Origin of the sequence: Aeromonas piscicola, from assembly GCF_000820005.1 — a bacterium.
Taxonomy (GTDB): Bacteria; Pseudomonadota; Gammaproteobacteria; order Enterobacterales; family Aeromonadaceae; genus Aeromonas; species Aeromonas piscicola.
Window position 1 is genome coordinate 1 of sequence record NZ_CDBL01000018.1, and the last position, 25,333, is coordinate 25,333.

The 25,333-nt window shown below is 60.4% G+C and carries 20 protein-coding genes and 1 pseudogene; 12 read left to right on the forward strand and 9 right to left on the reverse strand.

Annotated features, from left to right (window positions below):
* Both BN1128_RS03480 and BN1128_RS03485 read left to right on the forward strand, forming a co-directional pair.
* On the forward strand, window positions 1-977 hold a 977-nt coding region (locus BN1128_RS03480), incomplete at its 5' end, for a DNA polymerase III subunit gamma/tau C-terminal domain-containing protein (protein WP_042866339.1).
* 126 nt (window positions 978-1,103) lie between these two features.
* Window positions 1,104-1,433: a YbaB/EbfC family nucleoid-associated protein gene (locus tag BN1128_RS03485; protein WP_042037688.1), complete on the forward strand. Its 330-nt coding sequence runs from the start codon at window positions 1,104-1,106 to the stop codon at window positions 1,431-1,433.
* Window positions 1,434-1,740: 307 nt separating this feature from the next.
* Here the strand turns inward: BN1128_RS03485 and BN1128_RS03490 are convergent, their stop codons facing one another.
* Window positions 1,741-3,063 (reverse strand): YjiH family protein, encoded by a 1,323-nt coding sequence (locus tag BN1128_RS03490; RefSeq protein WP_042866340.1) that lies wholly within the window; start codon window positions 3,061-3,063, stop codon window positions 1,741-1,743.
* Between the two features lie 588 nt (window positions 3,064-3,651).
* On the opposite strand from BN1128_RS03490, the gene BN1128_RS03495 reads away from it, so the two are divergent.
* The 5 genes from BN1128_RS03495 to rplY all read left to right on the forward strand — a co-directional run bounded on the left by BN1128_RS03495 (window position 3,652) and on the right by rplY (window position 10,723).
* Window positions 3,652-4,722 carry a helix-turn-helix transcriptional regulator gene (locus BN1128_RS03495; RefSeq protein WP_042866341.1) on the forward strand — a complete coding sequence of 357 codons (1,071 nt, stop codon included), beginning with the start codon at window positions 3,652-3,654 and terminating at the stop codon, window positions 4,720-4,722.
* An 85-nt stretch (window positions 4,723-4,807) separates the two neighbouring features.
* Window positions 4,808-5,230 carry a CBS domain-containing protein gene (locus BN1128_RS03500; protein WP_042866342.1) on the forward strand — a complete coding sequence of 141 codons (423 nt, stop codon included), beginning with the start codon at window positions 4,808-4,810 and terminating at the stop codon, window positions 5,228-5,230.
* 215 nt (window positions 5,231-5,445) lie between these two features.
* The gene (gene hrpA, locus BN1128_RS03505; protein WP_042866343.1) at window positions 5,446-9,375 is read left to right on the forward strand and encodes an ATP-dependent RNA helicase HrpA; all 3,930 of its coding nucleotides are present in this window, start codon (window positions 5,446-5,448) and stop codon (window positions 9,373-9,375) included.
* 96 nt (window positions 9,376-9,471) lie between these two features.
* Entirely contained in the window at window positions 9,472-10,329 is an 858-nt protein-coding gene (locus BN1128_RS03510; RefSeq protein WP_042866344.1) for a hypothetical protein, read from the forward strand.
* 106 nt (window positions 10,330-10,435) lie between these two features.
* Entirely contained in the window at window positions 10,436-10,723 is a 288-nt protein-coding gene (gene rplY, locus BN1128_RS03515; RefSeq protein WP_042037696.1) for a 50S ribosomal protein L25, read from the forward strand.
* A gap of 138 nt (window positions 10,724-10,861) precedes the next feature.
* On the opposite strand, the gene BN1128_RS03520 is transcribed toward rplY, so the two are convergent.
* The 4 genes and pseudogenes from BN1128_RS03520 to BN1128_RS03535 form a co-directional block, all read right to left on the reverse strand.
* Window positions 10,862-11,506: an MBL fold metallo-hydrolase gene (locus tag BN1128_RS03520; RefSeq protein ID WP_042866346.1), complete on the reverse strand. Its 645-nt coding sequence runs from the start codon at window positions 11,504-11,506 to the stop codon at window positions 10,862-10,864.
* Window positions 11,507-11,534: 28 nt separating this feature from the next.
* Window positions 11,535-12,650 (reverse strand): tRNA 2-selenouridine(34) synthase MnmH, encoded by a 1,116-nt coding sequence (gene mnmH / locus BN1128_RS03525; protein WP_042866347.1) that lies wholly within the window; start codon window positions 12,648-12,650, stop codon window positions 11,535-11,537.
* Entirely contained in the window at window positions 12,647-13,684 is a 1,038-nt protein-coding gene (selD, locus tag BN1128_RS03530) for a selenide, water dikinase SelD (protein ID WP_042866349.1), read from the reverse strand. The genes mnmH and selD overlap by 4 nt, the downstream gene beginning before the upstream one ends.
* 399 nt (window positions 13,685-14,083) lie before the next feature.
* A pseudogene (locus tag BN1128_RS03535) lies at window positions 14,084-15,275 on the reverse strand (acyltransferase family protein).
* A 265-nt stretch (window positions 15,276-15,540) separates the two neighbouring features.
* Here BN1128_RS03535 and BN1128_RS03540 point away from each other — a divergent pair.
* Window positions 15,541-16,185 carry a glutathione S-transferase family protein gene (locus BN1128_RS03540; protein ID WP_042866350.1) on the forward strand — a complete coding sequence of 215 codons (645 nt, stop codon included), beginning with the start codon at window positions 15,541-15,543 and terminating at the stop codon, window positions 16,183-16,185.
* 451 nt (window positions 16,186-16,636) lie between these two features.
* Here BN1128_RS03540 and BN1128_RS03545 read toward each other — a convergent pair whose 3' ends face one another.
* Together BN1128_RS03545 and BN1128_RS03550 are read right to left on the reverse strand one after the other, a co-directional pair.
* Window positions 16,637-17,827, reverse strand: a complete 1,191-nt coding sequence (locus tag BN1128_RS03545) for a class I SAM-dependent methyltransferase (protein ID WP_042866351.1) — start codon at window positions 17,825-17,827, stop codon at window positions 16,637-16,639.
* 114 nt (window positions 17,828-17,941) lie between these two features.
* Entirely contained in the window at window positions 17,942-19,372 is a 1,431-nt protein-coding gene (locus BN1128_RS03550) for a methyl-accepting chemotaxis protein (protein WP_042866352.1), read from the reverse strand.
* An 86-nt stretch (window positions 19,373-19,458) separates the two neighbouring features.
* Here BN1128_RS03550 and yccX point away from each other — a divergent pair, with 86 nt between their 5' ends.
* Window positions 19,459-19,731, forward strand: coding sequence for an acylphosphatase (gene yccX / locus BN1128_RS03555; protein WP_042866353.1), 273 nt, complete (start codon window positions 19,459-19,461; stop codon window positions 19,729-19,731).
* Between the two features lie 69 nt (window positions 19,732-19,800).
* Here the strand turns inward: yccX and BN1128_RS03560 are convergent, their stop codons facing one another.
* Together BN1128_RS03560 and metG are read right to left on the reverse strand one after the other, a co-directional pair.
* Window positions 19,801-20,436: a glutathione S-transferase family protein gene (locus BN1128_RS03560; protein WP_042866354.1), complete on the reverse strand. Its 636-nt coding sequence runs from the start codon at window positions 20,434-20,436 to the stop codon at window positions 19,801-19,803.
* 194 nt (window positions 20,437-20,630) lie between these two features.
* A complete protein-coding gene (metG, locus tag BN1128_RS03565) occupies window positions 20,631-22,664 on the reverse strand; it encodes a methionine--tRNA ligase (protein ID WP_042866355.1) in 2,034 nt (677 codons plus the stop codon).
* A 186-nt stretch (window positions 22,665-22,850) separates the two neighbouring features.
* Between metG and apbC the strand changes: the two genes are divergently transcribed.
* The 3 genes from apbC to dcd all read left to right on the forward strand — a co-directional run bounded on the left by apbC (window position 22,851) and on the right by dcd (window position 25,332).
* Window positions 22,851-23,933 (forward strand): iron-sulfur cluster carrier protein ApbC, encoded by a 1,083-nt coding sequence (gene apbC / locus BN1128_RS03570; RefSeq protein WP_042866356.1) that lies wholly within the window; start codon window positions 22,851-22,853, stop codon window positions 23,931-23,933.
* A gap of 109 nt (window positions 23,934-24,042) precedes the next feature.
* Window positions 24,043-24,687 (forward strand): uridine kinase, encoded by a 645-nt coding sequence (gene udk / locus BN1128_RS03575; protein WP_042866357.1) that lies wholly within the window; start codon window positions 24,043-24,045, stop codon window positions 24,685-24,687.
* Window positions 24,688-24,750: 63 nt separating this feature from the next.
* Window positions 24,751-25,332 carry a dCTP deaminase gene (gene dcd / locus BN1128_RS03580; protein WP_042866359.1) on the forward strand — a complete coding sequence of 194 codons (582 nt, stop codon included), beginning with the start codon at window positions 24,751-24,753 and terminating at the stop codon, window positions 25,330-25,332.
* Window position 25,333: the final 1 nt, after the last annotated feature.

Consider the following 25,333-nt stretch of genomic DNA (forward strand, 5'->3'; position numbering starts at 1 on the left):
TGCGTGGTGAGCCTGGGGCCACCGCCGTTGCGTCTGCCCCCCCTCGCGTTGCGCCCACCCGGCCGGTGGCGGCCCCCGAGGCCAGCCTTATTGCGCCGCCAGTTGCTGCACCAGCCTCTACCGGTTGGCAAGCTGCCACCGTGGCGCCGACCCAGAGTTCAGCTGTAGCGGGTTATGAGGAGCTGCCGCCGCTCGATGCCTATGACGACAGTGGCAGCGATTACGAGGAGTACCTGAGCCAGGGTTTTAGCGATGCCGCTGCCAGTGCACCCATGCCACACCGGGCTCCGGCGGCCAGCGCCGGGCCTGCCTATGGTCAGGCTGCCCCGGTTCAGGTTCCCGCCAGGGCTAGTTCCAATCCGGACGATCTGCCGCCCTGGGATCTGGACGGTACGCCGGCCGCGAGGGCGCAGGTAGCGCCTGCCGTGTCAAGTGCCGCACCCGCGATGCCCCAGATTGCTGCTGCCAGCGAACCACAGCCGATGGCGGCCTCCGTGATGGAGACCATCGACTGGGATGAGCTGGAGAGCGACAGCCAACCCGAGGAGGGGGAAGAGGTCGCCAGACTGATCCCGTCCTCCTTGCTGGCCAACTGCGGCGATCCCTGGGCTGAGTTGATTGCCCGCACCGGGATCGGCGGCCGGTTGCGTCAGCTGGCGATCAACTCTGTCATGAGCCAGCAGGGAAACACTGTACTGCTGACCCTCAAGCCCGAGCAGCGCCACCTCATCAGCGATCGGGCCCGCGCCGATCTGGCCGAGATCATAAGCCCCGAGCTGGGCCAGGCTGTGCAGGTGGAGGTGACCCTGGGTCTGGTGCCCGATAAGGAGACGCCACTGGAGATAGAACACCGCCTCTACCTGGGAGTGCGCGAGCAGGTGAGCCGGGATCTGGAGCAGGATCCCAACGTGCAGTTTTTAGTTCAGCGATTCGGCGCCGTGCTCCACCACGAGAGCATAGAGCCGCTAAGCAATTGAATTCGATGTTTAACACCTATGCCGGGCCCGGTGCCCGGTTGAAAAGGGGTTTGCCTGTCCCCATCTAGGACAGAACAAGCCCACAGCCCGGCGCTGGATGCCGGATTTCAAGACGAGAGACGACATATGTTTGGTAAAGGTGGAATGGGGAACCTGATGAAGCAGGCCCAACAGATGCAAGAGCGCATGCAGAAGATGCAAGAGCAGCTTGCCCAGATGGAAGTGGTCGGCGAAGCCGGTGCTGGCATGGTCAAGGTCACCATGGCCGGTAGCCACAGCGTGCGTCGCATCGAGATCGACCCGAGCCTGATGGAAGATGACAAAGAGATGATCGAAGATTTGGTCGCTGCCGCCGTCAACGATGCCGTTCGTCGTGTGGAAGAGCAGAACAAGACCAAGATGGGCGAACTGACCGGCGGCATGCAACTGCCCCCGGGCATGAAGCTGCCCTTCTAAGGATGTAAATCCAATGCTTCGACAGGGGCGCGGGCTAAAGACCAGATCGGTCTGATGCTTCCGCGATGTGGCGCAGGGTGGGTGTTTCATACGTTCCCCATCTGGCATGGCAAACCCCATCAAGCATGACCAGAACGCAGTTGATGCAGGCACTCTGTATCAGCTGCGTTTTTTATGGTGTGCGTGCCAATTCAGCCCCTGTTGCGGCAGGAGCCATGGCTGCTGTGCAAAAAGTGAAGGCGCCCTAGGGCGCCTTCTTGGTTTGTGTACGTGTTTGCGCTTCCTCACTAGGGCGTTGCCCCTTCGCTTAACTCAGCCAGCCTGCCGCTATGGCCAGCTTGCCGCAGAGTGCAGCCAGCACTATGCCGAGCAGGGTGCGCAGGAACCAGATCACTACCAGCTGGCTCACGCTCACCGGGATCTTGGTGGCCAGGATGCAGGGAATGGAGGCGGAGAAAAAGAGGACCGAGCTGACCGAGACCACGGCGGTGACATAGCGCACCAGCAGATCCGCATCCTTGAGCAGGATGGCGGGCAGGAACATTTCCGCCAAGCCGGCCGAGAGCGATCTGGCGGTCTCCAGTGGCTCGCCCAGATCAAGCAACCAGGTCAGGGGCCACAGCAGCCAGCCCAGCAGATCGAACAAGGGGGTGTGCTGTGCCAGCAACAGGCCGAGCAGGCCGACCGACAATATGGTGGGCACCACGGCGGCCGCCATGCTGAGGCCATCTTTGAGGTTGTCCTGCAACTGGCGCAGCACTGGGTCCGCCTGACGGGATTGAGCCAGCCCGGATGCCAGTGCGGCTTGCCAGCGGCGCATGCCGGCTGGCAGTGGCTCATCGGTCTCCCCGTGATGGGCCATGTTGGAGATGGGGGGCACACGCGCCAGAATGGCGGTGATGACAAAGGTGATCACCAGGGTGGACCAGAAATAGAAGTTCCAGTGTTCCATCAGGTTGAGGGTCTTGGCCACAATGATCATGAAGGCGGCGGACACGGTGGAAAACCCGGTGGCTATGATGACGGCTTCCCGCACCGTGTATTTGCCCGCGAGGAAGACCCGGTTGGTGATGAGCAGCCCAACCGAATAGCTACCGACGAAGGAGGCCACCGCATCGATGGCGGAGTGTCCCGGTGTGCGCCATAGCGGGCGCATCACGGGCTGCATCAGTACTCCGATCAGTTCCAGCAGACCGAAGCCGAGCAGGAAGGTGAGGGCCATGGCACCTATGGGGACGATGAGGCCGACTGACATGGCCAGCTTGTCGAACAGAAAGGGCAGGCGATCCGGCGTCATCAGCCAGGCCGGTCCCAGTTCAGCAACATACATCAATGCCAGCCCAAGACCGAGCAGCTTGAACAGGCTCAGGAGCCGGTCTATGGGGCGCGCGCGCCAGCGGCCATCCAACAGCGGAGTCACGGCCCCATAAGCGATCAGCAGCAGGATCAATCCCACCGCCAATGGCCGCTGTGCCATCAGCAAGCCAGCCAGATGATCCACCAGTATGGTGCTGTGTCCCGCCAGCTCGAACGGGATGAAAAAGATGGCGATGCCAAGCAGGCTGGTCAGTAACAGCTTGATGCCGGCACCTGATTTTGTGGGGGCTATGAGTACATTATCCTGTTCCATATCGTCATTTCTCCTTGTGGTATGACACCAGCCCGACATCTGACTGGGCTATTTGTATATACATTGCTGTTGTCAGCTCACAAATTAAACACAAAATTAACCAATATGAAACATTGGTGCCTTGAGTCTGACATGAGAGGGCGAGCAGATGGCAACGTCGATGGCGAGCTGGGCGCATGGGAGGCAAAGGGCGTGGCATGGGTAGATGGGCACGGTTAGACAAGATGTGGCGCTATCGTGCGGGCATCACCAGACCAAGAATAACTAGGCCAGGAGAAGCAGGATGCGGGACTTTTATTGGAATCGGGCCAGTCGTCGGGGCCGAAGGGGGAAAAATGCGAGGTTTGTCGTGGGATACGGATCTCGCCATGGCGGGAACCCTGATGGCGATAAAAAGACCCATAGCGACAAAAATCATATAAAACATTAACTTGGATTTCAGATTTTCGCTTTCGCTCATCCTTATGTACTTTCATCATTACTATTTATGGATCAGTTATAAAACCTTTGTTCATTTGACTACTTTTCGGGTTTCTCATTGCAGAGTAAGATGCCACTTCAATAAAAATAAGAATTAGGAGTTCGGGTGTGAAGGTATTAACAAAAGAAAGGGTATCGCCCTATATAAGCCAGTTATATGAGTGCGGTATTAATGATTCTGACATTAAGTTGGTGGTGGATCAGTTCCGCTCCGATGTGTCGGGGAGTTCCTCGTTGTTCCTGTTGCGGGATGATGACAAGAGCGACGGGATAAAACTTTTCTCCAGCGGGCTGACTGAGGCCCAGCAGCAGTTCTATGTGCAGCATCATCGCCAGGATGTGTGGTTCAATCACTATCTGGACAAGGGCTGCCAGGGCATAGTCAATGCCACGACACTGTCCAATTCGACCGGGCTGCTGGCCAGTTTCGGTGCCCAGTTTGCGGCCGGGGGCGTCTGCCGGGTGAAGGGGCGGGGCCTTAGCAGCCTGTGCAGCTATCGCGGTGCCAGTCAAGATGACTTCAGCGCTCAGGATATCTCCTCGTTGGCAGAAGTTTATTCTGGTCTTGCGGCCTGGAGCCACCATTATTGGAACTTGCTGGCCCTGGAAACACAGAACTATCAGCTGCAGCAACTGGTTAAAAACCATAATAAGCCCAGTGCCATCGTCGATGACAAAGGCCATATCCATTATTCCAATGTGGCCTTCAATCGTATCTCCGACGAGAATGTGGAACTGCGGGCGATCAATGGTATTTTCTCGCTGCAAAATAAGGAGCAACAACGCCAGTTCAAGGAGATCCTGAATGGCTTTGCCTACTTGTTGCCGGGGGCGAGTGCTTATATGTCGATTCCCCGTCAGGCCAATTTAAGGCCATTGCTGATCCAGTGTACCCTGATGAGCGGTCTCAGCCGGTTCGAGCGCTATGTGGAGCTGGTGCTGCGGGATCCCGAGCACTCCTTCAATCCCGACATAGAAGCGCTGGCCAGCCTCTATCCGCTCACCATAGGCGAGAAGGAGCTGCTGGTGCTGATGAGCAAGGGTTACAGCAGCAACGACATCGCCGAGCTGCGCGGTGTCAAGGTGGAAACCGTCCGCTCGACCCTCAAGGGGGTCTTCAAGAAGACCGACTGCCATAGTCAGAACGAGCTGCTGCTGTTGCTGCAATCCATCTCCTGATCCGGTGCGAGCTATGCTTGGAGTGAGCCGGACATAGTGCCCGGCTTGCGCCTCCCGCCCGGGAGGCCGGTTGGGGGAACGCACAATGGAATCACTCAAGGCAAAGGATTACATGCAGACCCGGCCCATCACGTTCAGCGCTGACATGATGGTGCAGTCTGCGGTCGAAAAGTTTCTCAACAGCCACCAACTGGGTGGCCCCGTGGTGGATGCACTGGGTCATCTGATCGGCTGGGTTTCCGAACAGGACTGCATCTCCGTCATGCTCAAGGAGGCCTATCACTGCGAGCAGGTGGCCCAGGTCAAGGATGTGATGCGCAAGGAGGTGCTGGCGGTCGGACCCGACACCAGCATTCTGGAGCTGGCCGAGATGATGATGGGGCAAAAGCCCAAGATCTATCCTGTGGTGGAGGAGGGACACCTGCTCGGGGTGATCAGCCGTCACGATGTGATGCTGGCGATCCAAGCCCAGCTGGGCACCTGTTTCGTACACAAGGCCCGGGCCTGATCGGATTGAGCGCCATGCGTCATCGGGAGCAGGCCGGGTGCCTGCTCTTTTTATTCAGACGCGCCATTCAGAGACTTCTGCCCAGACGCCCGTTATTCCGGTTTTCATCGCCACCCCAATCGCTTTAAGGCTTGCACCTCTCTTCCTCGCTCTTTAGGATCTCCCGAAGCTTGTCGATATGGCCCCTCTGGGCACTCATTTAAGGAATTCGTACCTTGTCTCTCTCTATCGAGGCGCTGCGCCGCCGTCTTTCTGCTTGCATGAATCTTGATGCCCGTCGCCTTTCCAGTCGTCTGCACGGGGTCAAGAAGCTGCCTGAGGGCAAGCTGGTGGCCGTGCTTGAGACCCTGGCCGCGGATCTGGATGTCGCCCTGGCTCGCTACCAGTCCCGTCTGGCGGGTGTACCCAAGGTGACCTACCCGGCCAACCTGCCGGTCAGCCAGAAGCAGGCGGAGATCGCCAAGGCGATCAGCGAACATCAGGTGGTGATCATCGCCGGCGAAACCGGCTCGGGCAAGACCACCCAGATCCCCAAGATTTGTCTCTCGCTCGGGCGCGGGGTGAAAGGCTATATAGGCCACACCCAGCCGCGGCGCCTCGCGGCCCGCACAGTAGCGGCACGCATCGCCGAAGAGATGCAATCCGAACTGGGCAACTACGTGGGCTACAAGGTGCGCTTTACCGATCAGGTGAGCGAGCAGACCCACATCAAGCTGATGACAGACGGTATCCTGCTGGCAGAAATCCAGAACGACCGCATGCTCACCCAGTACGACACCATCATCATCGATGAGGCCCACGAGCGCAGCCTCAACATCGACTTCATCCTGGGCTATCTCAAGCAGCTGCTGCCACGGCGCCCGGATCTCAAGGTGATCATCACCTCGGCCACCATAGATCCCCAGCGTTTCTCCCGCCATTTCAACAAGGCGCCGGTGATCGAGGTCTCCGGTCGCACCTATCCTGTGGATGTGCGCTATCGCCCGCTTGTCAGCGACAAGAGTGAGGGGCTGGAGGAGCGCGACGAGCTGCAGGGGATCTTCGATGCGGTGGAGGAGCTGGCCCGCGAAGGGCTGGGGGACATCCTCATCTTCATGAACGGCGAGCGAGAAATTCGCGATACCACCGAGGCTCTGCGCAAGCTCAACCTGCGCGATACCGAGGTGCTGCCGCTCTATGCCCGCCTCTCCAACGCCGAGCAGAACAAGGTGTTCCAGCAACACGCCGGCCGGCGCATAGTGCTGGCCACCAACGTGGCGGAAACCTCGTTGACGGTGCCGGGCATCCGCTATGTGATAGACCCGGGTACCGCCCGCATCAGCCGCTACTCCTGGCGTACCAAGGTGCAGCGCCTGCCCATCGAGCCCGTCTCCCAGGCCAGTGCCAACCAGCGCAAGGGGCGTTGCGGCCGGGTCGCGGACGGTATCTGTATCCGTCTCTACTCGGAAGAGGATTTCAACAACCGTCCCGCCTTTACCGATCCGGAGATCCTGCGCACCAACCTGGCATCCGTCATCTTGCAGATGCTGGCGCTGGGGCTTGGCAACATGGAGGCCTTCCCCTTCGTCGAGCCGCCAGAATCACGCCACATCAAGGATGGCCTGAGCCTGCTCAAGGAGCTGGAGGCGGTACGCGAACTGCCTGCCCGTTACGCCGCTGCCCAGCAAGCCGGCCAGGAGCAGGATCTCGAACCCAAGTTGCAGCTGACCGACATAGGTCGCCAGCTGTCGCGCATTCCCCTTGATCCACGTCTGGCAAAGATGGTGATCACGGCGGCGCAAACCGGCTGCCTGAGCGAAGTCATGGTGATCACCGCTGGCCTCAGTATCCAGGATCCCCGCGAGCGGCCCATGGAGAAGAAGCAGGCCGCCGACGAGCAGCACAGACGTTTTGAAGACAAGGACTCTGACTTCCTCGCCTTCGTCAATCTGTGGAACTACCTGAAAGAGCAGCAGGATGCGCTCGGCAGCAACCCGTTCCGCCGCATGTGCCAGAAGGAGTTTCTCTCCTACCTGCGGGTGCGCGAGTGGCAGGATATCCACTTCCAGCTGCGCCAGACGGTGAAGGAGCTTGGCTTCAAGACCAACCATGAGCCGGCGGATTTCAAGACGGTACACTGCGCCCTGCTGACCGGCCTCTTGAGCCATATCGGCAACAAGGATCTGGAAAAGCCCGAGTTCCTTGGTGCTCGCAATGGCCGTTTCCACCTGTTCCCGGCCTCGGGCCTGTTCAAGAAGCCGCCCAAGTGGGTGATGGCCGCCGAACTGGTGGAGACCTCGCGTCTCTATGCGCGGGTCAATGCCAAGATTGAGCCGGAATGGGTGGAGCCGCTGGCGGCGCACCTCATTAAACTGCACCACAGCGACCCGCACTGGTCGAAGAAAAATGGTGCCGTCATGGCCAAGGAGAAGGTGACCCTCTACGGCCTGACCCTGGTCAACGAGCGCACCATCAACTTCAGCCGCCTCGATCCGGCGCTGTGTCGTGAGCTGTTTATTCGCCGCGCCCTGGTGGAGGGGGATTTCGAGACCCGTCACCGCTTCTTTGGCGAGAACCGCAAGCTGCTCGCCGAGGTGGAAGCGCTGGAGCACAAATCCCGCCGCCGCGACATTCTGGTGGATGACGAGGACTTGTTCCGCTTCTACGACGCCCGTTTGCCGGAGGAGATCATCTCCGCCCGCCACTTCGACAAGTGGTGGAAGGAGGCGCAAAAGCAGGATCCCGAACAGCTCAACTTCGAGAAAGAGATGCTGATGAAGGGGGATGCGGCCCACATCAGCGATCTCGACTACCCCAACTTCTGGCAGCAGGGGCGCCTCAAGCTCAAGTTGAGCTACCAATTCGAACCGGGGGAGGCGGCGGACGGCGTCACCCTGCATATTCCGTTGCCGCTGCTCAACCAGGTGGAGGTGAAGGGGTTCGAGTGGTTGATCCCCGGCTTGCGTCATGAACTGCTGGTGGCCCTCATCAAGTCGATGCCAAAGCCGATGCGCAAGAACTTCGTACCGGCCCCCAACTACGCAGATGCGCTGCTCGCCAGTCTCAACCCCGAGCAGGGGCCGCTGCTGGACGAGATGGAGCGCCAGCTGCGCCGTATGACTGGCGTCACTGTGCCCCGCGAGTCCTGGGATTGGGCATCTGTGCCCGATCACCTGAAACTCACCTTCCGGGTGGTGGACGACAAGCAGAAGAAAGTGGCGGAAGGGAAAGACCTGGAAGCGCTGAAGGAATCCCTGCGCGGCAAGGTGCAGGAGACGCTGTCGCAAGTGGCGGACGACGATATCGAGCAGTCCGGCCTCACCCTGTGGAGCTTTGGCGAGCTGCCTCAGGAGTACAGCCAGAAGCGCGGTGGCTTCGAGGTGAAAGCTTATCCGGCGCTGGTGGATGAGAAGGACTCTGTCTCCATCCAGCTGGTGGAGAGCCCGGTGGCCCAGCAGCAGCTGATGTGGGCGGGCCAGCGCCGGCTGGTGCTGCTCAACGTGCCATCCCCCATCAAGTACCTGCAGGAGAAGCTGCCGAACAAGGCGAAGCTGGGTCTTTACTTCAACCCGTTTGGCAAGGTGGCGGAGCTTATCGATGACTGCATCGCCTGCGGCTGCGACAAGCTTATCGAGCGCCACGGCGGCCTGGCCTGGGACGAGGCGGGGTTCGAGGCGCTCAAGGAGTTCGTGCGCGCCGAGCTCAACGATGCGGTGGTGGAGGTGGCCAGCCAGGTGGAAGCCGTGCTGACCCTGTCTCACGAGATCAAGAAGCAGCTCAAGGGCAAGATGCAGCTCGATACCGCCTTTGCCATGTCGGATATCCAGTTGCAGCTGGGCAACCTCATTCACAAGGGCTTCGTCACCGAGACCGGTTGGCAGCGGCTGCCGGACTTGCTGCGCTACCTGCGCGCCATCGAGCGCAGGATGGAGAAGCTGGCCATCGATCCCAACCGGGATCGGGTCTACATGCTCAAGGTGCAGAGCGTGGAGTCCGATTACAAGGCGCTGCTGGCCAAGATCCCCAAATCCCAGCTGATCCCTGCCGAGGTGGCCAATATCCGCTGGATGATCGAGGAGCTGAGGGTCTCCTTCTTCGCCCAGAATCTGGGGACCCCCTATCCGGTGTCAGATAAACGGGTGCTTAACGCCATCGCCCAGTGCTAAGCTGCTATCTGTCTGTTTTAACTGCATGATATAGCTTTATGAGGAGGCGCTGCCAGTCAGGTGGCCCCCTTCAAACCACAATTCAGGGAGGCAAGGATGCTGGGGATCTGGTTGAGTGTGGCGCAGGTGGTGATCAGCGGTTACCAGCCTATTGCAGAGCAAACCTGGGTGCAGTTGAACCCGGAATATTACCCGCTGCACCGCTCCCCGCCGGCCATGTTCGTGGCCTGGCGGGGTAATCAGTTTCCCCCCCTCGAACTCAAGCAGAAGAAGGGGCGTTGGCAGGTGCTGTTTCCGGCCCGGCTGGTGCCGCCCTTCGATCTGTTCGAAGGGGAGGCACAGCTCTCCAAGGCGTATCTGGCCAGGCTCAGGCGCATCGATGAGGCCGCCTATGGTCTGGCACCCGTTGCGCCCGTCACGTCGCCGCATTACGGCGAGCAGGAGGTGGCCGGTCTGGGGGTACCTTTCATGGCCGAATTCACTCCGCCGGTGATGCCGGGTCAGCCGCGCGCCACCAGCCTGGACAGCGAACGGCTGGCGGTGAGCCTGGTTCTGAATACGGCCTGGCGAGCGCCGGATACCCTGCTGGCCCGTGTTGCTAATGGTGAGACGCCACCGACGATGAACGCATCCCCCGGCGGTGAGACGCTGACGCTCACAGCGCCGGCGGCCGGCAATGGCAAGCGGGTCTGTCATCAGGTGGCATCCGGGGAGACACTGTGGCGCATCGCCGCCACCCTGGCCCAGAATGGCACTGTCACTGGGGCGGCGGGAGACACTTACAGCTATCTGCTGGCCATCGTCGATGACAATCGCCCGCTGATGGGCAACAGCATCCGGGTCAAGGCGGGGGATACCCTCTACTGTCCGGCGCCCCAGACGCTGGCACGCTTCGATGCCCTGAGTGCGGCAGAGCGGCAGCAGCGGTTTGCCCGGCTGGAGCAGGGGCGTTAAGGTCTCTTGTCACTGTACTGGGCCCGTGCTAGTATGCGCCCTCGTTTTGCGAGGTGCTGACCGGTCGCAGTCAGCACCATAAATTCATCTATATGAGATAACCACTATGTCTTTCGTATTCCAAGCTGAAGTCCGTTCTGACCTGGGGAAAGGTGCGAGCCGCCGCCTGCGTCACGCTGACCAAGTTCCTGCCATCATCTACGGTGCAGGTAAAGAAGCCCAGTCGATCACTGTTGACCACAAGAAATTCATCATTGCCCAAGAGAAGCCGGAATTCTACGAATCCGTGCTGACCCTGGTCATCAACGGTGAAGAAGTCAGCGTTAAAGTGAAGGCTATCCAGCGTCACCCGGTTAAGCCGAAGCTGGTTCACCTGGACTTCGTTCGCGTTTAATCGCGAGCCATCCAGTTGAAAAAAGCCACTCTCAGGAGTGGCTTTTTGCTGTCTGGCGTTTGATGCCACGGGCAGCAAGCCATGAAAAAGAGGGCAACCCCAGGGTCGCCCTCTCTGCGTTGAGGCGCTCTTTGCCTGTTACCAGATGGGCTGGGTCAGGTAAGGGTTGCTTGCCTTCTCGCGACCGAAGGTGGAGCTGGGGCCGTGGCCAGGAATGAAGACAATCTCGTCGCCCAGCGGCAGCAGGGTCTCGGTGATCGACTTGATAAGCGTCCCGTGATCGCCGCGCGGGAAGTCGGTGCGGCCGATGCTGCCGGCAAAGAGCACGTCGCCAACCCAGGCGAGTTTTTCGGCCTGGCTCAGCAGCACGATATGGCCAGGGGTGTGGCCGGGGCAGAAATGGACCTCCAGCTCGCACTGGCCAAGTTGCACCTTGTCGCCCTGCGCCAGCCACTGGTCGGGGGCGAAGGCGGGGGTATGGGCGAAGCCGAACATCTGGCTCTGTTGGGGCAGCATGTCGAGCCAGAAGGCGTCTTCCTTGTGGGGGCCGGTAATGGTCACGCCGGTTTTTTCCCGCAGCTCGGCCGCTGCGCCCACGTGATCCAGATGACCGTGGGTCAGCAGGATATGGGTCAGGGTCAGCCCGCGCTTGGCGATGGCGGCCAGCAGTTTGTCCGCTTCACCACCCGGGTCGATCAGCGCCGCCTGATGGGTCTCGTCACACCAGATGAGGGAGCAGTTCTGGGCGAACTGGGTGACCGGGATCACCTCGAATTTCAACATGTGGGGTCCTCTTGTAAAGGCGATGGGGTCAGCCCTGTTGCGCTCTGGCGTGCTGCTCGGCGAAGTAGTCGAGACAGGCCTGCTTGTCACCCCGGAACACGATGCGTTCCTGCTTGTTGCCAAGCTGATAGAGATACATGGGGTCGTAGTAGCGCGTCAGCAGCAAAGTGATCCAGGCTAGATGCGGCTCGGTCGCGCCACTGCTGGCCTGCTCGACGAGGGCTGTCTGCATCAGCGCATCCAGCTCGCGGTGAGCCTGATCCCCGAGGCGGCGCTTGAGGCGGGCCAGCGCATCGGTGAGATAGGCGGCAAACAGCGGCCAACCGGCTTCATTGCCATACATGGCCTGATAGCGCAGCCAGAGATCGTGCACGTAGTCCTCGCGGATCTGCTCGGCGCGATCGCACTGCGGCACATCCACCACCACCAGCGGTGCCTGACTCATGGCATCATGGAGGGAGATCGGCAGGCAGCAGCGGCCGATAAGCCGGCTCTCGTCTTCCACCACGAAGGCCTGTTCACCCCGATGGCGGCGCTTGAGCAACTCGATGGCCATGTTGTTTTCAAAGTTGATGTTGCTGGGCTGGCCGCCGGGCAGCTGGCCAAACGATGAGCCTCTGTGGCGGGCGTGCCCTTCCAGATCGAGTGCCTGGGCAACATGGCCCAGCATATGGGTCTTGCCGGAGCCGGTCATGCCGGTCAGCACAGTCCAGTGGCACTCGGCAGAGGCCTTGTCCTGAGTGTCGATCAAAAAGCGGCGCAGCTCCTTGTAGCCACCGGCGACCCGGGGGCGGGTGATCCCGGCATCAGCCAGCCACTGTTGAACGGTTTGCGAGCGCAGGCCGCCGCGAAAGCAGTAGAGCAGAGCATCGGGCTGCTGGCGCAGCTGCGCCAGCCAGCCTTCGAGGCGCTCGGCCCTTACCGCTCCCCCCACCAGCTTGTGACCAAGCTCAATGGCGGCGGCCTGACCCTGCTTCTTGAAGCAGGTCCCCACCTGGGCGCGTTCATCGTCTGTCATCAAGGGCAGATTGGTCGAGCAGGGGAAGGCCCCCTCCTTGAACTCGATGGGGGCGCGCACATCAATCAAGGGCACATCGCCTAAAAATATCTGGGCGTAGTCGGTGGCCAGTGGCAATTCACTCATTGGACAATCTCGATAAAGCGGGTGCCCTCGAGGGGCTTTATCTGGCCGACGGGCGAGAGCTCGAGGCCCGCTTCCCGCGCGATGGCGAGCAGCTCGGCTTCGCTCTCTTTACCCACGGCGACCAGCAGGCCGCCGCTGGTCTGCGGATCACACATGATGTTGCGGGTGCGATCATCCATGGCATCCAGCTTGTGGCCGTAGGAGTCGTGGTTGCGCAGGGTACCGCCCGGTACGCAGCCCTCAGAGAGGTAGTAATCCACCTCGTCCAGCAGCGGCAGTGCCTTGAAGTCGAGGGTAGCGCGCACCCCTGAGCCTTCGCACATCTCCAGCAGATGGCCCGCCAGACCAAATCCGGTCACGTCCGTCATGGCGTGTACGCCCGGCAGTTCGGCAAAACGCTGGCCAATCTTGTTGAGGGTGCACATGGCGTTGGGGGCCAGCTGTTCGTGTTCGGGCTTGAGCTTGCCCTTCTTCTGGGCAGTGGTGAGTATGCCGATGCCAAGGGGCTTGGTCAGATAGAGGATGTCGCCCACCTGGGCGGTGTCATTCTGCTTGATGGCATCGAGCGGCACTATGCCGGTCACCGCGAGGCCGAAGATGGGCTCGGGGGCGTCGATGCTGTGGCCGCCAGCCAAAGATATGCCCGCTTCATGGCACACCTGGCGGCCGCCGTCGATCACCTGCTGCGCAATCTCGGGAGCGAGCGTGTTGATGGGCCAGCCGAGGATGGCGATGGCGACGATGGGCTTGCCGCCCATGGCGTAGATGTCGCTGATGGCGTTGGTGGCGGCGATGCGGCCAAAGGTAAAGGGATCGTCGACGATGGGCATGAAGAAGTCGGTGGTGGAGACGATACCCTGACCGTTGCCGATATCGACCACGGCCGCGTCATCCTTGCTGCTGTTGCCCACCACCAACGTCGGGTCGTCAAAGCCCGGGATCTGGCTCTTGAGAATGGTGTCGAGCACCTTGGGAGAAATTTTGCAGCCGCAGCCAGCGCCGTGGCTGTATTGGGTCAGACGAATGGAAGACATACTTACCCCTTATGCAGAGGCTCTGTGGAGCCGTCTTGGTCAATGGGCGGTCATCCGCCGCCTTGTAGACAGGCAGACAAGATACCGCAAAAAATGGGTGGCCTCGGTGCCAACGGGGGCAGCGATTTCAGGCAGCCATGGGAAGGCCACCAAGCCGGACGGGGAGGAGGGGCGACATGGTGCGCCAGAGCAGCCCCGCCAAGGGCCACAGGACGGGCCATTATGCCACAAATGCCCTCTCTGGTTCGAACTGGAATTCACACAAAGCGCAGGGGATTGGCGGGAAAAATGAGAGAGGGGACAGCCTTCGCCATGCGCTGGCCGTGAGACATATCCCCCTGTGTTGTCCCGATGAGGCCGAGCCTGTCTCACTTCGGGGCCATGTTTGGGCGGCGGACCTTACCCGGCTTGCTCCATCACCGGCAGGCGAGCCTTGCCCCAGCGGCGCAGGCGCCGTTGCAGTGGTCGTTCCAGCAGGTTGTAACTTAAAGAAGATAGCCCGATCAGCACAGCCATCGTCAGTAAGGTGGCCACTACCCCCAGCAGCGGGTTGGTCTGGCCATACCACCAGTCGGTGAGCCCCGGCGCCAGATAGTGGGCAAGCTCACAACCTGTGAGCAGCACCAGCGCATGGAGCAGGTAGATGGAGTAGGAGAGATCCCCCAGCCAGTTGGTGAAGCGGTTGTCCAGCAGGCGCAGCAGCGGGCTCTGGCGCTCTCCTTGCGCGGCTGAAATCCAGATTAGCAGCACGTAGGAGCCGATCAGCAGCAGAGTCAGCTGCGGCGTCATGGTGAACTGCATCATCGCGAAGGGCAGCACAAAGGCAACCAGCAGCGGCAGATCATGTTTCATCATGGGCAAGGGGTGCGCGGCCTTGACCCTGGGCAGCAGCCAGAGGCCGAGTACGAATTCACTCACCCCGCGACCCACCGCCAGCGCGCCGCTGGTGACATCCAGGGTGCCGCGACTGTGCAGGATAAAGGCCAGCACCGTCAGCGCCAACAGGGGGGAGGGGGGCGAGATGGCTCCAGCGACTGCGGGTCACCGCGAGCGGAATGAGCAGCGGGAACAGCAGGTAGCTTATCCACTCCACGCTGAGCGACCAGGCTGCGAAGTTCCAGGTCAATCCGTGATCGGTCACCACCTGCAGCAGCAGGAAGGCGCTTGGCAGGGCCTCGGCCGGGGTGAAGGGTGAGCCGAAGGGCGGCATCCCTTCCCACTCCCACATCTTGAACAGGGGACCAGCATAGAAGCCTAACCCGTGGCGGGCCTTGTAAAGCTCCCAGCCAACCAGCAGCACCAGTGTCACGAAATAGAGGGGGTAGACGCGGGTCATCCGCAGCCAGAGGAAGCGGCCATAGCCCAGGGTGCGGGGCGTGCGGCTGAAGGCCTCACCGTAGACGTGGGCCAGCACCAGGCCGCTCAAAATAAAGAAGAGATCGACCCAGAGGTAGCCGTTCTCGATGAGTTGGGTGTGGCCGGCGATTGACTCCATCCACTGGGGAAAGAGCAGCAAGCGGGCATGGAACAGCACCACCATCAGGGCAGCTATGCCCCGCAGCGGCGTCAACAGCGGCAATGATTGATTCATATCGGGATCCCTTGCGATGTTCAGCTTGGCCTGACATCGATTTTGTTGTTGTGCTGGGGCATCAAGCCTGATGCTCCAGCAGCCTGGACTCATGCTGGCCACAGGCGGGATCACCCTATCTAAAAGAGAGTCATACGGGTGTGATTTTCGTCATAAATATGCGTTCCTTACGCAAAAACAGCCAGCTGTATGGGGGCAAGATCAGGGGCTGGCGTGGGGATCTAGACTAGGGATGTCGTCCATCTGAGCGTAAGGAGCACGCCCGATGAAACTCTATGCCCATCCCTTCTCATCCTACAGCCAGAAGGTGCTAATCGCCCTCTACGAGAATGCCACTCCGTTCGACTATCAAAATCTTGAAGACCCGGCGGCCAACGCCGAGCTTGCCGCACTCTGGCCGCTCAAGCGCTTCCCTGTGCTGCTGGATGACGGGCGCTGCATCCTCGAGAGCAGCACCATAGTCGCGCATCTGCAGGCGCACCATCCGGGCCCCATCAGCCTGATCCCGGCTGGTGATGCGGGTCTTGAGGTTCACATGCTGGATCGCGTCTTCGACAACTATGTCATGACGCCGATGCAAAAAGTGGTGCTGGATGCGCTGCGCCCGGTCGCTGAGCGCGACAGCTATGGCGTATTGGAGGCCCGCGAGCTGCTCGACCAGATCTACTCCTGGCTCGATCAGCGACTGGAAGGACGTCACTGGATTGCTGGTGCTGACTTCACTCTGGCCGATTGCGCAGCCGCCCCCTCGCTCTTCTATGCCGACTGGGCCCATGAGATACCGCACTCCCACGCCAGACTGAGGGCCTACCGTGCTCGCCTGCTGAGTCGGCCCTCGGTGGTGCGCGTGGTGGATGAGGCCAGGCCATTTCGGCACTACTTCCCGCTGGGGGCGCCGGCCCGTGACTGAGCCGGGCGCTTGAGCCCGACGACAGGCCTGTTGCCGACCCAGAGATGATGTTGCAAGTCGAAATGGGGGAATGGCCGGGTTCCGAAGAGAGGGAAAAACTGATTTATGCAGAGGAATGATTTCCGATGCATTTTGTGCCGATATTTCCCCGAGAAATTTCCAATGTTGGCGATTTTATTTTCACATTTTTGCATAAATAAAAGTTAGATCAGGTTCCCGTCGGTGGGCTGAGTGCCATTCCCTGGGTGGATGCTGTGGTTAAAAGACTGGAAACGCACGGTAGAGGGATGGCAGCGGCAAGCCGAGGAGAGGGAGTGAGCGGCGTTATATCTTTGGAGTACAGCGCAAAAAAGGCCCGCTAGCGATAGCGGGCCTTTTGATGACTGGCTTACCGGACCAAGCCCAGGTCTGGAACCGGGGGCAAGGGGCGGCCAACTCTGGTCGGCGGCTCTTAGCGGGCGCGCACCACCAGACCCTTGAGGTAGAAGCCTTCCGGATAGGCGGTGCCAATGGGGTGATCGGAGGCTTGTGACAACAGCTCCAGGATCTGGGCATCGCGACCGGCGTCGAGCGCCGCATCGGCGACTATCTTCTGGAACAGGCTCTGCTCCATCAGGCCGGAGCAGGAGTAGGTCAGCAGTACGCCACCCGGCGCCAGCAGCTGGAACGCCAGCATGTTGATGTCTTTGTAGCCGCGGCAGGCACCCAGCAGCTGGGCCTTGCTCTCGGCAAACTTGGGCGGATCCAGCACGATAACGTCGAACTTCTCACCCTTCTCGCGGTATTCGCGCAGCAGCTTGAACACATCGTGACGGATGAACTGGGTGTTGGAGATATCCAGCCCGTTCAGCTCGGCGTTCTGGCGGGCGATGTCCAGCGCAGTCTGGGAGAGATCCACGTTGACCACTTCCTTGGCGCCGCCCTTGAGGGCATAGATGCCAAAGCCACCGGTGTAGCTGAAGCAGTTGAGCACCCGCTTAGCCGAGGTGTACTTGGAGACAGCCTGACGGTTGTCGCGCTGATCCAGATAGAAGCCGGTCTTGTGGCCGTTGCGGATGTCCACCAGGATCTTGACACCGTTCTCTTCGATCACCACAGGCTCGGTCGGGGTCTCGCCATGGATGACGCCGGTACGCTCTTTCAGCCCTTCCTTCTTGCGCACTGCCACGTCGGAGCGTTCATAGATGCTGCACTCTGGGTAGAGGGTACGTAGCGCTTGCGTTATCAGATCGCGCTGGAACTCGGCACCGGCGGAGAGGATCTGGCACACCAGGAAATCGGCATAACGGTCTATGGTCAGACCCGGCAGGCCGTCGGATTCGGCGGCGCACAGGCGATAACCGGTGAGGCCCTGACGCTTGATCAGCGGATCGCGGGACTCCTGGGCATATTTGAGGCGACGCAGGAAGAAATCAAGATCGACTGTCTCCTCTTTATCGAAGGTCCAGACCCGGGCACGGATCTGGGAGCTGCCTGACCAGGCACCACGGGCGAGCCACCGGCCATCGTTGGCGTAGATCTCGACGGTATCGCCGTCAACGGGGTTGCCTTCAACCCGCTCAATCCCTTTGGAGAAGATCCAGGGGTGACGGCGCAGCAGGGATTTTTCGCGGCCTTTGACGAGATAGATGAAAACGCTCATGGGTGTTTGCCGATGGTAAAAAGAAAAGGGGCCACATTCTATGTGGCCCGCTGGTAAAACTCAAACAACCTTGGCAAGAGAGCCCGGCTTGTCTGATCTGGCATCCGCTTCAGATCAGATCTTGAGCCCCTTCAATGCCTGGGCCAGCTCGGTTGCCGTGCCTTTGAGACCGGCAGTGCCGGCCACAGAAGCGCTGGCGGATTCCTCTACCTGACCCGCTTCGTGGCGCACCTGGTCCAGGTTGCGGGTGATCTCCTCGGCGACCGAGCTCTGCTCCTCGCTGGAGGTGGCTATCTGGGTGCTCATCTCCAGCACGGCATCGCTGTGGTTGCTGAGCTTGTCGATGTCGAGCCCCACCTCGCTGATCAGCGCCTGGCTGCTGGCGGCGCGCCCGACTGTCTTCTCCATGATGTCATTGAGGGCTCCTGTGCCGGCCTGCAGCTCTTCGATCATCTGCTGGATCTCCACAGTGGCCTGCTGGGTGCGACTGGCGAGGGTGCGCACCTCATCCGCCACCACCGCAAAGCCGCGTCCCTGCTCACCCGCGCGGGCCGCCTCGATGGCGGCGTTGAGGGCCAGCAGATTGGTCTGCTGGGAGATGGCATTGATGACGTTGACCACCTCGTTGATGCGATTGGCGTTATGGGTCAGCCGCTCTACCGCGCCTGAGGCATTGCCTATTTCGTCGGCCAGGGTGCGGATGGCGGCTATGGTGCGCGATACCCGGGCGGCGCCGTTGGCCGCCTCTTCGCTGGATTGGCGAGTCTGTTGCAGAGTGTCGTTGGCATTGCGCGCCACTTCCCGGATGGCGGCCGACATCTGCTCCATGGCGGCGGCCAGGGAGTCCATGTGCTGGCGCTGGGAGCGGGCCATGGTTTCCCCTTCGCTGGCGTGGTCACGAAATTCGTCGGCGGCCATGGTCAGCGCCTCGGCAGACTCTTCCACCAGCTGCACTATCTTGTGCTGGCGGTCGGTGAATCTGTCTATGCTGCCCGCCAGGATGGAGAACTCGTCCCGCACCGGGAAGAAGTTGAGACGGAAGGTGAGGTCTCCGTCTGCCACGGTTTGCAGCGCCTTGTTGGTGGAGTAGAGGGCACCGGAGACAAAGGTCATCAGGTAGTGGGTGATGAGGGCCAGCAAGGCCGCCAGCACGGCAATGATGGTGAGGGTGGTGCCCTGGCCGTCCCACATGGAGTAGCGGCCGGCATCCAGGCTGCCGGTCACGAAACCGGTCTGGCCTGCGCTGGCACTGAAGCGGTAGTGGTCGCCCTGTTGGGTCAGGCCGGCACTGCCGGTCGGGCTCAGGGTGAGATCCGCAGGCAGAGTGAGGGTCGGTTGCTGGCTCACCAGCTGGGCGCTGGTCTCGACCCTCAGTTGCAACTGACTCAGCCGCATTTGTATTTGCTGACTATGGCTGTCAGCCAGCAGATACCAGGTGAGAAAGGCGATAAACAGCAGAGGGCACCAGAAGGTAATGAGAAATTTTTCACTGATCGTGAGATGAATGAGATAGCGGTCAACCCACCGGAATTTTACTTCTTTCATAATGGTATTGCGTCCTGCAAGGGGGAAGAGAGTGTCGCGCTCATTATCGCCTTGGAGAGAAATTTCTTAAGGGAAAGGTGTGAGAAATGGGAGAGCAATCGTTTATCGTGCGCGTCTGGGGTCAGGTGCAAGGGGTGGGATTTCGCTACTTTACCCGTGAGCGGGCGTTGCAACTGGGGCTGCGCGGCTACGCCTACAACCTGGAGGACGGGTCGGTTGAGATCCTGATCTGCGGGCCTGAGCAGGGGGTGCAGATGATGCTGGGCTGGCTGGAGCGAGGCCCGCGTACCGCCGAGGTGACCCGGATGGAGTATGAAGAGGTACCGCCACCACAGAAGGGGGGATTTCACACCAATTGAGCGGAGGGAAACCGCCATGCCACGCATAAAAACGGGAGCCATCGGGGCTCCCGTTTGCCTATGTTGGCGTCAGCCGGCCTGGACGGCGTCGGCGATGGCCTGGGTTTTGGCCAGCACGGCCTGCAGGGCGGGGCGTTTGGCCAGACGATCCCGATAGGCGGCCAGCTTGGATGGAATGGTCTGCTCGAAGCGGGTGGCCCACATCAGGGTATGGGCCAGCAGCAGGTCCGCTATGGTGATCTGCTCCCCCAGCAGGTAGCCCTGCTCGGGCACCCAGGACTCGGCGATGGCCGCCGCCTTGTCGAACTCCCACTTGGCGGTGGGAAAGATGGCTGGCAGGCGCTGGGGCTCCGGCAGTGCAAACTTGTGCTTGCCTATGGTCCACAAGGGTTGCTCCAGCTCGCAGGTGATGAAGCTGACCCACCTGGCGTGCAGCGCGGATGCCTGCGTCCCTCTGGCTGGCAGCCAATCCGGGCCATAGACTTCGGCCAGGTACTGCATGATGGCGGCGGATTCGGTCAGCACGAAGTCCCCGTCTTTGAGCACCGGCATCTTGCCGCTCGGGTTCAGGGCCAGAAACCAGTCGCTGCGATTCTCGCCCTTGGCGAAGTCGAGAAACTGAAACTGCCACGCCACGCCCAGCTCTTCCAGTAACCAGGATATGCGCAGGGCTCGACTGACTGGGGTTCCGTATAAGGTGATCATGCTTGCTCCTTGCCTGATGGAGGTGGGCCCATGTGCGACCCGAGGTGAACAGGCAGTCTAGGCAAATTGCGCGGTGGCAACAAGCCCATATGGGAGTGCTGACGATGGGGTGCAGCTGCCATGCCCTGGGAAAAGGGGGATAAAAAAGAGAGGCCGGATGGCCTCTCTTTTCATGGGGGTTGCAGCCAGCGCGCTTACTTGACGCGCATGCCTGGCTGGGCGCCTTCCTGCGGCTCCAGGATCCAGAGATCCTTGCCGCCCGGGCCTGCGGCCAGCACCATGCCTTCGGACATGCCAAAGCGCATCTTGCGCGGCGCCAGGTTGGCCACCATCACGGTCAGCTTGCCTTCCAGATCTTCGGGGTTGTAGGCGGACTTGATGCCGGCGAATACCTGACGGGTTTCACCGCCCAGATCCAGTTGCAGCTTGAGCAGCTTGTCCGCTTCCGGTACCGCTTCCGCCTTTTTGATCAGCGCCACGCGCAGGTCAAGCTTGGCGAAATCCTCATAGGAGATGGTTTCACTGATGGGGTCGTCTGCCAGCGGGCCTGTCACTTTCGGTGCCTGCTCCTTGGCAAGATCCTCCTTGGAGGCCTCGATCATGGCTTCAATCTTGGCGGGTTCGATGCGGGAGAAGAGCGCCTTGAAGGGGGTCAGCTGATGGTTGGTCAGCGGCAGGGCGACGCCATCCCAGGTGAGGGTCTCACCCAGGAAGAGTTCGGCGCGCTCGGCCAGGAGCGGCATGACCGGCTTGAGGTAGGCCATCAGCACGCGGAACAGGTTGATGCCCACGGAGCAGACCGCCCGCAGCTCGGCGTCTGCGCCTTCCTGCTTGGCCAGCACCCAGGGCGCCTTCTCGTCCACATAGCGGTTGGCCTTGTCGGCCAGTGCCATGATCTCGCGGATGGCGCGGCTGAACTCGCGTGCTTCATAGGCCTCGCTGATGGAGGCGCTGGCGTTGGCGAACTCGGCATAGAGCTCGGGCTCGGCGCAGGTAGCGGCCAGCTTGCCGTCGAAACGCTTGGCGATGAAGCCGGCGTTGCGGGAGGCGAGGTTGACCAGCTTGTTGACCACGTCGGCGTTGACCCGCGCCACGAAGTCATCCAGGTTGAGATCCAGATCGTCGATGCGGCTGTTGAGCTTGGCGGCGTAGTAGTAGCGCAGGCACTCAGGATCCAGGTGGTTCAGGTAGGTGGAGGCCTTGATGAAGGTGCCCTTGGACTTGGACATCTTGGCGCCGTTGACGGTCACATAGCCGTGTACGTTGACCTTGGTCGGCTTGCGGAAACCCGCGCCTTCCAGCATGGATGGCCAGAACAGGCAGTGGAAATAGGCGATGTCCTTGCCGATGAAGTGATAGAGCTCTGCCTCGGAGTCCGCTTTCCAGTAGCTGTCAAAATCGATGTCGCCGCGCTTGTTGCACAGGTTCTTGAACGACGCCATGTAGCCGATGGGGGCATCCAGCCAGACGTAGAAGTACTTGCCGGGTGCGCCAGGGATCTCGAAACCGAAATAGGGAGCGTCACGGGTGATGTCCCACTGCTGCAGGCCGCTCTCGAACCACTCCTGCATCTTGTTGGCCATCTCTTCCTGAATGGCGCCGGAGCCGCGTACCCAGCCGGCCAGCCAGGTTTCAAACTGCGGCAGGTCGAAGAAGAAGTGCTCGGAGTCTTTCATCACCGGGGTGGCGCCCGAGACGGCGGATTTCGGATCGATAAGCTCGGTCGGGCTGTAGGTGGCGCCGCAGCTGTCGCAGTTGTCGCCGTATTGCTCCGGAGACTTGCACTTGGGGCAAGTGCCCTTGACGAAGCGGTCCGGCAGGAACATGGATTTTTCCGGATCGAACAGCTGAGTGATGGTGCGACCCTTGATGAAGTCACCGGCTTTCAGACGACCGTAGATCAGCTCCGCCAGCTCGCGGTTCTCGTCGCTGTGGGTGGAGTGATAGTTGTCAAAGCTGATGTTGAACCCGGCGAAGTCGGTCTGGTGCTCTTTGGAGACGGCCGCAATCATCTCTTCCGGGGTGATCCCCAGCTGTTGCGCTTTGAGCATGATCGGGGTGCCGTGGGCATCATCGGCACAGATGAAGTGCACCTGATGGCCGCGCATTCGCTGATAACGAACCCAGATATCGGCCTGGATGTGTTCCAGCATGTGGCCAAGATGGATGGAGCCATTGGCATAGGGGAGGGCGCAGGTTACCAGCATTGTACGAGGATCAGTTGCCATATAGTCGTTCTTGATGTGCTTGTTGGGATGATACAGTGCCGTGCATGTTACCCGAATTGGGGGTAGCCTGCCTAGGGTTGTGGCGCTGTCCGCCCTGGTGCTCGCGCTGGTTGGCAAGCAGGCAAGCCACTGATTTGTGTGCGGTAACCGTTCACCTCAAGATAATGACAAGATAATGAGGAGTTAATGGTGATTGATTCAGTAAAACAGATCCTGGCCGAATTTAAGCCGACAGGGTGGGGCAAGGATCTGGTTGCGGCCGGGTTTGTGCGCAGCGCAGCGCAGCAGGGGCAAAGCCTGACCATCAGGCTGGTGTTGCCCTTTGCTGGGCGTTCCCTGTTTGAGCAGATCAAGCAGGAGTTCGACGCCCGGTTGCGCAGCGCCACCGGCGCTACTCGCATCGACTGGGTGTGTGACATCGAGGTGGCCAGCCTGCCGCGGGCGCAAGGGCTGGCGGCGGTGCAGGGTATTCGCAACATCCTGGTGGTCGCCTCTGGCAAGGGCGGGGTGGGCAAGTCCACCACGGCCGTCAACCTGGCGCTGGCGCTGCAAACGGAGGGGGCGCGAGTCGCCATTCTGGATGCGGACATCTATGGTCCCTCCATTCCGACCATGATGGGCACGGTCAAGGAGCGCCCCGTCAGCCATGACGGCAAGCTGATGGAGCCTGTGATGGCCTGCGGCCTCAAGAGCAACAGTATCGGTTATCTGGTGGACGAGCAGGATGCCACCATCTGGCGCGGCCCCATGGCGAGCAAGGCGCTGGCCCAGATCCTGCACGAGACCCGCTGGGGCGAGGTGGATTATCTGGTGGTGGACATGCCGCCAGGCACGGGTGACATCCAGCTCACCCTGGCCCAGCAGGTGCCCACCTCTGCGGCGGTGATCGTGACCACGCCGCAGGACGTGGCGCTGACGGATGCTCGCAAGGGGGTTGCCATGTTCAACAAGGTCAATGTGCCCGTGCTCGGCATCATAGAAAACATGAGTTATCACGTCTGCAGTGCCTGCGGTCATCACGAGCCCCTGTTCGGTACCGGCGGCGGCCAGAAGATGGCAGAGCAGTATCATGTGGCACTGCTTGGTCAGCTGCCGCTGCACATAGATATCCGTCAGCACATGGATGATGGCTGCCCGACCGTGTTCGGTGCACCGGAAGGAAGCCTGGCTCAGGCCTATATGAAACTGGCTCGTCGAGTGGGTGCCGAGCTCTATTTCAGCGGTAAACCGATTGCGACCCCCCTTTATACGATGGCGGTGGATGAATAATCGGCTGTCGTGTGGTTGAGGTGGATTTGAGGGTGGGCATGGCTCACCCTTTTTTATATAATGGATCGGTTTAAACAATCCCCACTGCTCTTCTCTTTAGGTATTTTCAATGTCTGATACTCAACATTCGTGTGTGATCATCGGTATTGCTGGCGCATCCGCGTCCGGCAAGAGCCTTATAGCCCAAACCATTTATGAAGAGCTGGTGGCCGAACTGGGCGCGGGTCAGATTGGTGTGATCACCGAAGATTGCTACTACCGTGATCAGACCCACCTGACCATGGAAGAGCGGGTCAAGACCAACTATGACCACCCCAATGCCCTGGATCACGATCTGCTGGTACAGCACCTGAGCCAGCTGGTGAAAGGCGACGCGGTCAATATTCCCCAGTACTCCTACACAGAGCACACCCGCATGAGCGAGGTGACCCCCTTCGCCCCGCGCCGGGTGATCATTCTGGAAGGGATCCTGCTGCTGACCGACAGCCGCTTGCGGGATCTGATGGATGCCTCCATCTTCATGGATACCCCGCTGGATATCTGCCTGCTGCGCCGTCTGGTGCGTGATGTGCAAGAGCGCGGTCGTACCATGGATTCCGTGCTCAAGCAGTATCAGAAGACGGTACGTCCCATGTTCCTGCAGTTTATCGAGCCTTCCAAGCAGTACGCGGACGTGATCGTGCCCCGCGGTGGCAAGAACCGCATCGCCATCGACATGCTCAAGGCGCGCATTCGCCACATGTTGATTGGTTAAGATGAAACAAGCCGGGTGATGCCCGGCTTTTTTAAATGAACATTTTGTCAGGAGAGTCGCCCAATGCGTCTTTGTGATACCGATATTGAACGTCATCTGGATGAAGGCAAGATCGTCATTGAGCCAAGACCCGGTGTTGAGCGGATCAGCGGCGTCAGCGTCGATGTGCTGCTGGGCAACGAGTTTAGAGTGTTTCGCGATCACACGGCCCCCTATATCGACCTGAGCGGCCCGAGCAGCGAGATGGCCGACGCCATCGATCGGGTGATGAGCGACGAGATCCACATCGCGGATGGGGAAGCCTTCTATCTGCACCCGGGCCAACTGGCGCTGGCGGTGACCTACGAATCCGTAACCCTGCCTGCCGATATCGTCGGCTGGCTGGATGGCCGCTCCTCTCTGGCTCGTCTCGGGCTGATGGTGCACGTGACCGCACACAGGATCGATCCGGGCTGGTCCGGTCGCATCGTGCTGGAGTTCTACAACGGCGGCAAGTTGCCGCTGGCGCTGCGTCCCAAGATGAAGATAGGCGCACTCAACTTCGAGATGCTCTCCGGCCCAGCTGCCCGCCCTTACAACAAGCGGGAAAATGCCAAGTACAAGAGCCAGCAGGGCGCCGTTGCCAGCCGTATGAATCAGGATTGAT

Bases quoted from the DNA above. Each gene is read 5' to 3' on its own strand.
- BN1128_RS03550 (WP_042866352.1), bottom strand. From the start codon at position 19,372: ATGAAAGAAGTAAAATTCCGGTGGGTTGACCGCTATCTCATTCATCTC.
- yccX (WP_042866353.1), top strand. From the start codon at position 19,459: ATGGGAGAGCAATCGTTTATCGTGCGCGTCTGGGGTCAGGTGCAAGGG.
- metG (WP_042866355.1), bottom strand. From the start codon at position 22,664: ATGGCAACTGATCCTCGTACAATGCTGGTAACCTGCGCCCTCCCCTAT.
- apbC (WP_042866356.1), top strand. From the start codon at position 22,851: ATGGTGATTGATTCAGTAAAACAGATCCTGGCCGAATTTAAGCCGACA.
- mnmH (WP_042866347.1), bottom strand. From the start codon at position 12,650: ATGAGTGAATTGCCACTGGCCACCGACTACGCCCAGATATTTTTAGGC.
- BN1128_RS03545 (WP_042866351.1), bottom strand. From the start codon at position 17,827: ATGAGCGTTTTCATCTATCTCGTCAAAGGCCGCGAAAAATCCCTGCTG.
- BN1128_RS03510 (WP_042866344.1), top strand. From the start codon at position 9,472: ATGCTGGGGATCTGGTTGAGTGTGGCGCAGGTGGTGATCAGCGGTTAC.
- dcd (WP_042866359.1), top strand. From the start codon at position 24,751: ATGCGTCTTTGTGATACCGATATTGAACGTCATCTGGATGAAGGCAAG.
- udk (WP_042866357.1), top strand. From the start codon at position 24,043: ATGTCTGATACTCAACATTCGTGTGTGATCATCGGTATTGCTGGCGCA.
- BN1128_RS03485 (WP_042037688.1), top strand. From the start codon at position 1,104: ATGTTTGGTAAAGGTGGAATGGGGAACCTGATGAAGCAGGCCCAACAG.
- BN1128_RS03560 (WP_042866354.1), bottom strand. From the start codon at position 20,436: ATGATCACCTTATACGGAACCCCAGTCAGTCGAGCCCTGCGCATATCC.
- BN1128_RS03500 (WP_042866342.1), top strand. From the start codon at position 4,808: ATGGAATCACTCAAGGCAAAGGATTACATGCAGACCCGGCCCATCACG.
- BN1128_RS03490 (WP_042866340.1), bottom strand. From the start codon at position 3,063: ATGGAACAGGATAATGTACTCATAGCCCCCACAAAATCAGGTGCCGGC.
- BN1128_RS03520 (WP_042866346.1), bottom strand. From the start codon at position 11,506: ATGTTGAAATTCGAGGTGATCCCGGTCACCCAGTTCGCCCAGAACTGC.
- rplY (WP_042037696.1), top strand. From the start codon at position 10,436: ATGTCTTTCGTATTCCAAGCTGAAGTCCGTTCTGACCTGGGGAAAGGT.
- selD (WP_042866349.1), bottom strand. From the start codon at position 13,684: ATGTCTTCCATTCGTCTGACCCAATACAGCCACGGCGCTGGCTGCGGC.
- BN1128_RS03540 (WP_042866350.1), top strand. From the start codon at position 15,541: ATGAAACTCTATGCCCATCCCTTCTCATCCTACAGCCAGAAGGTGCTA.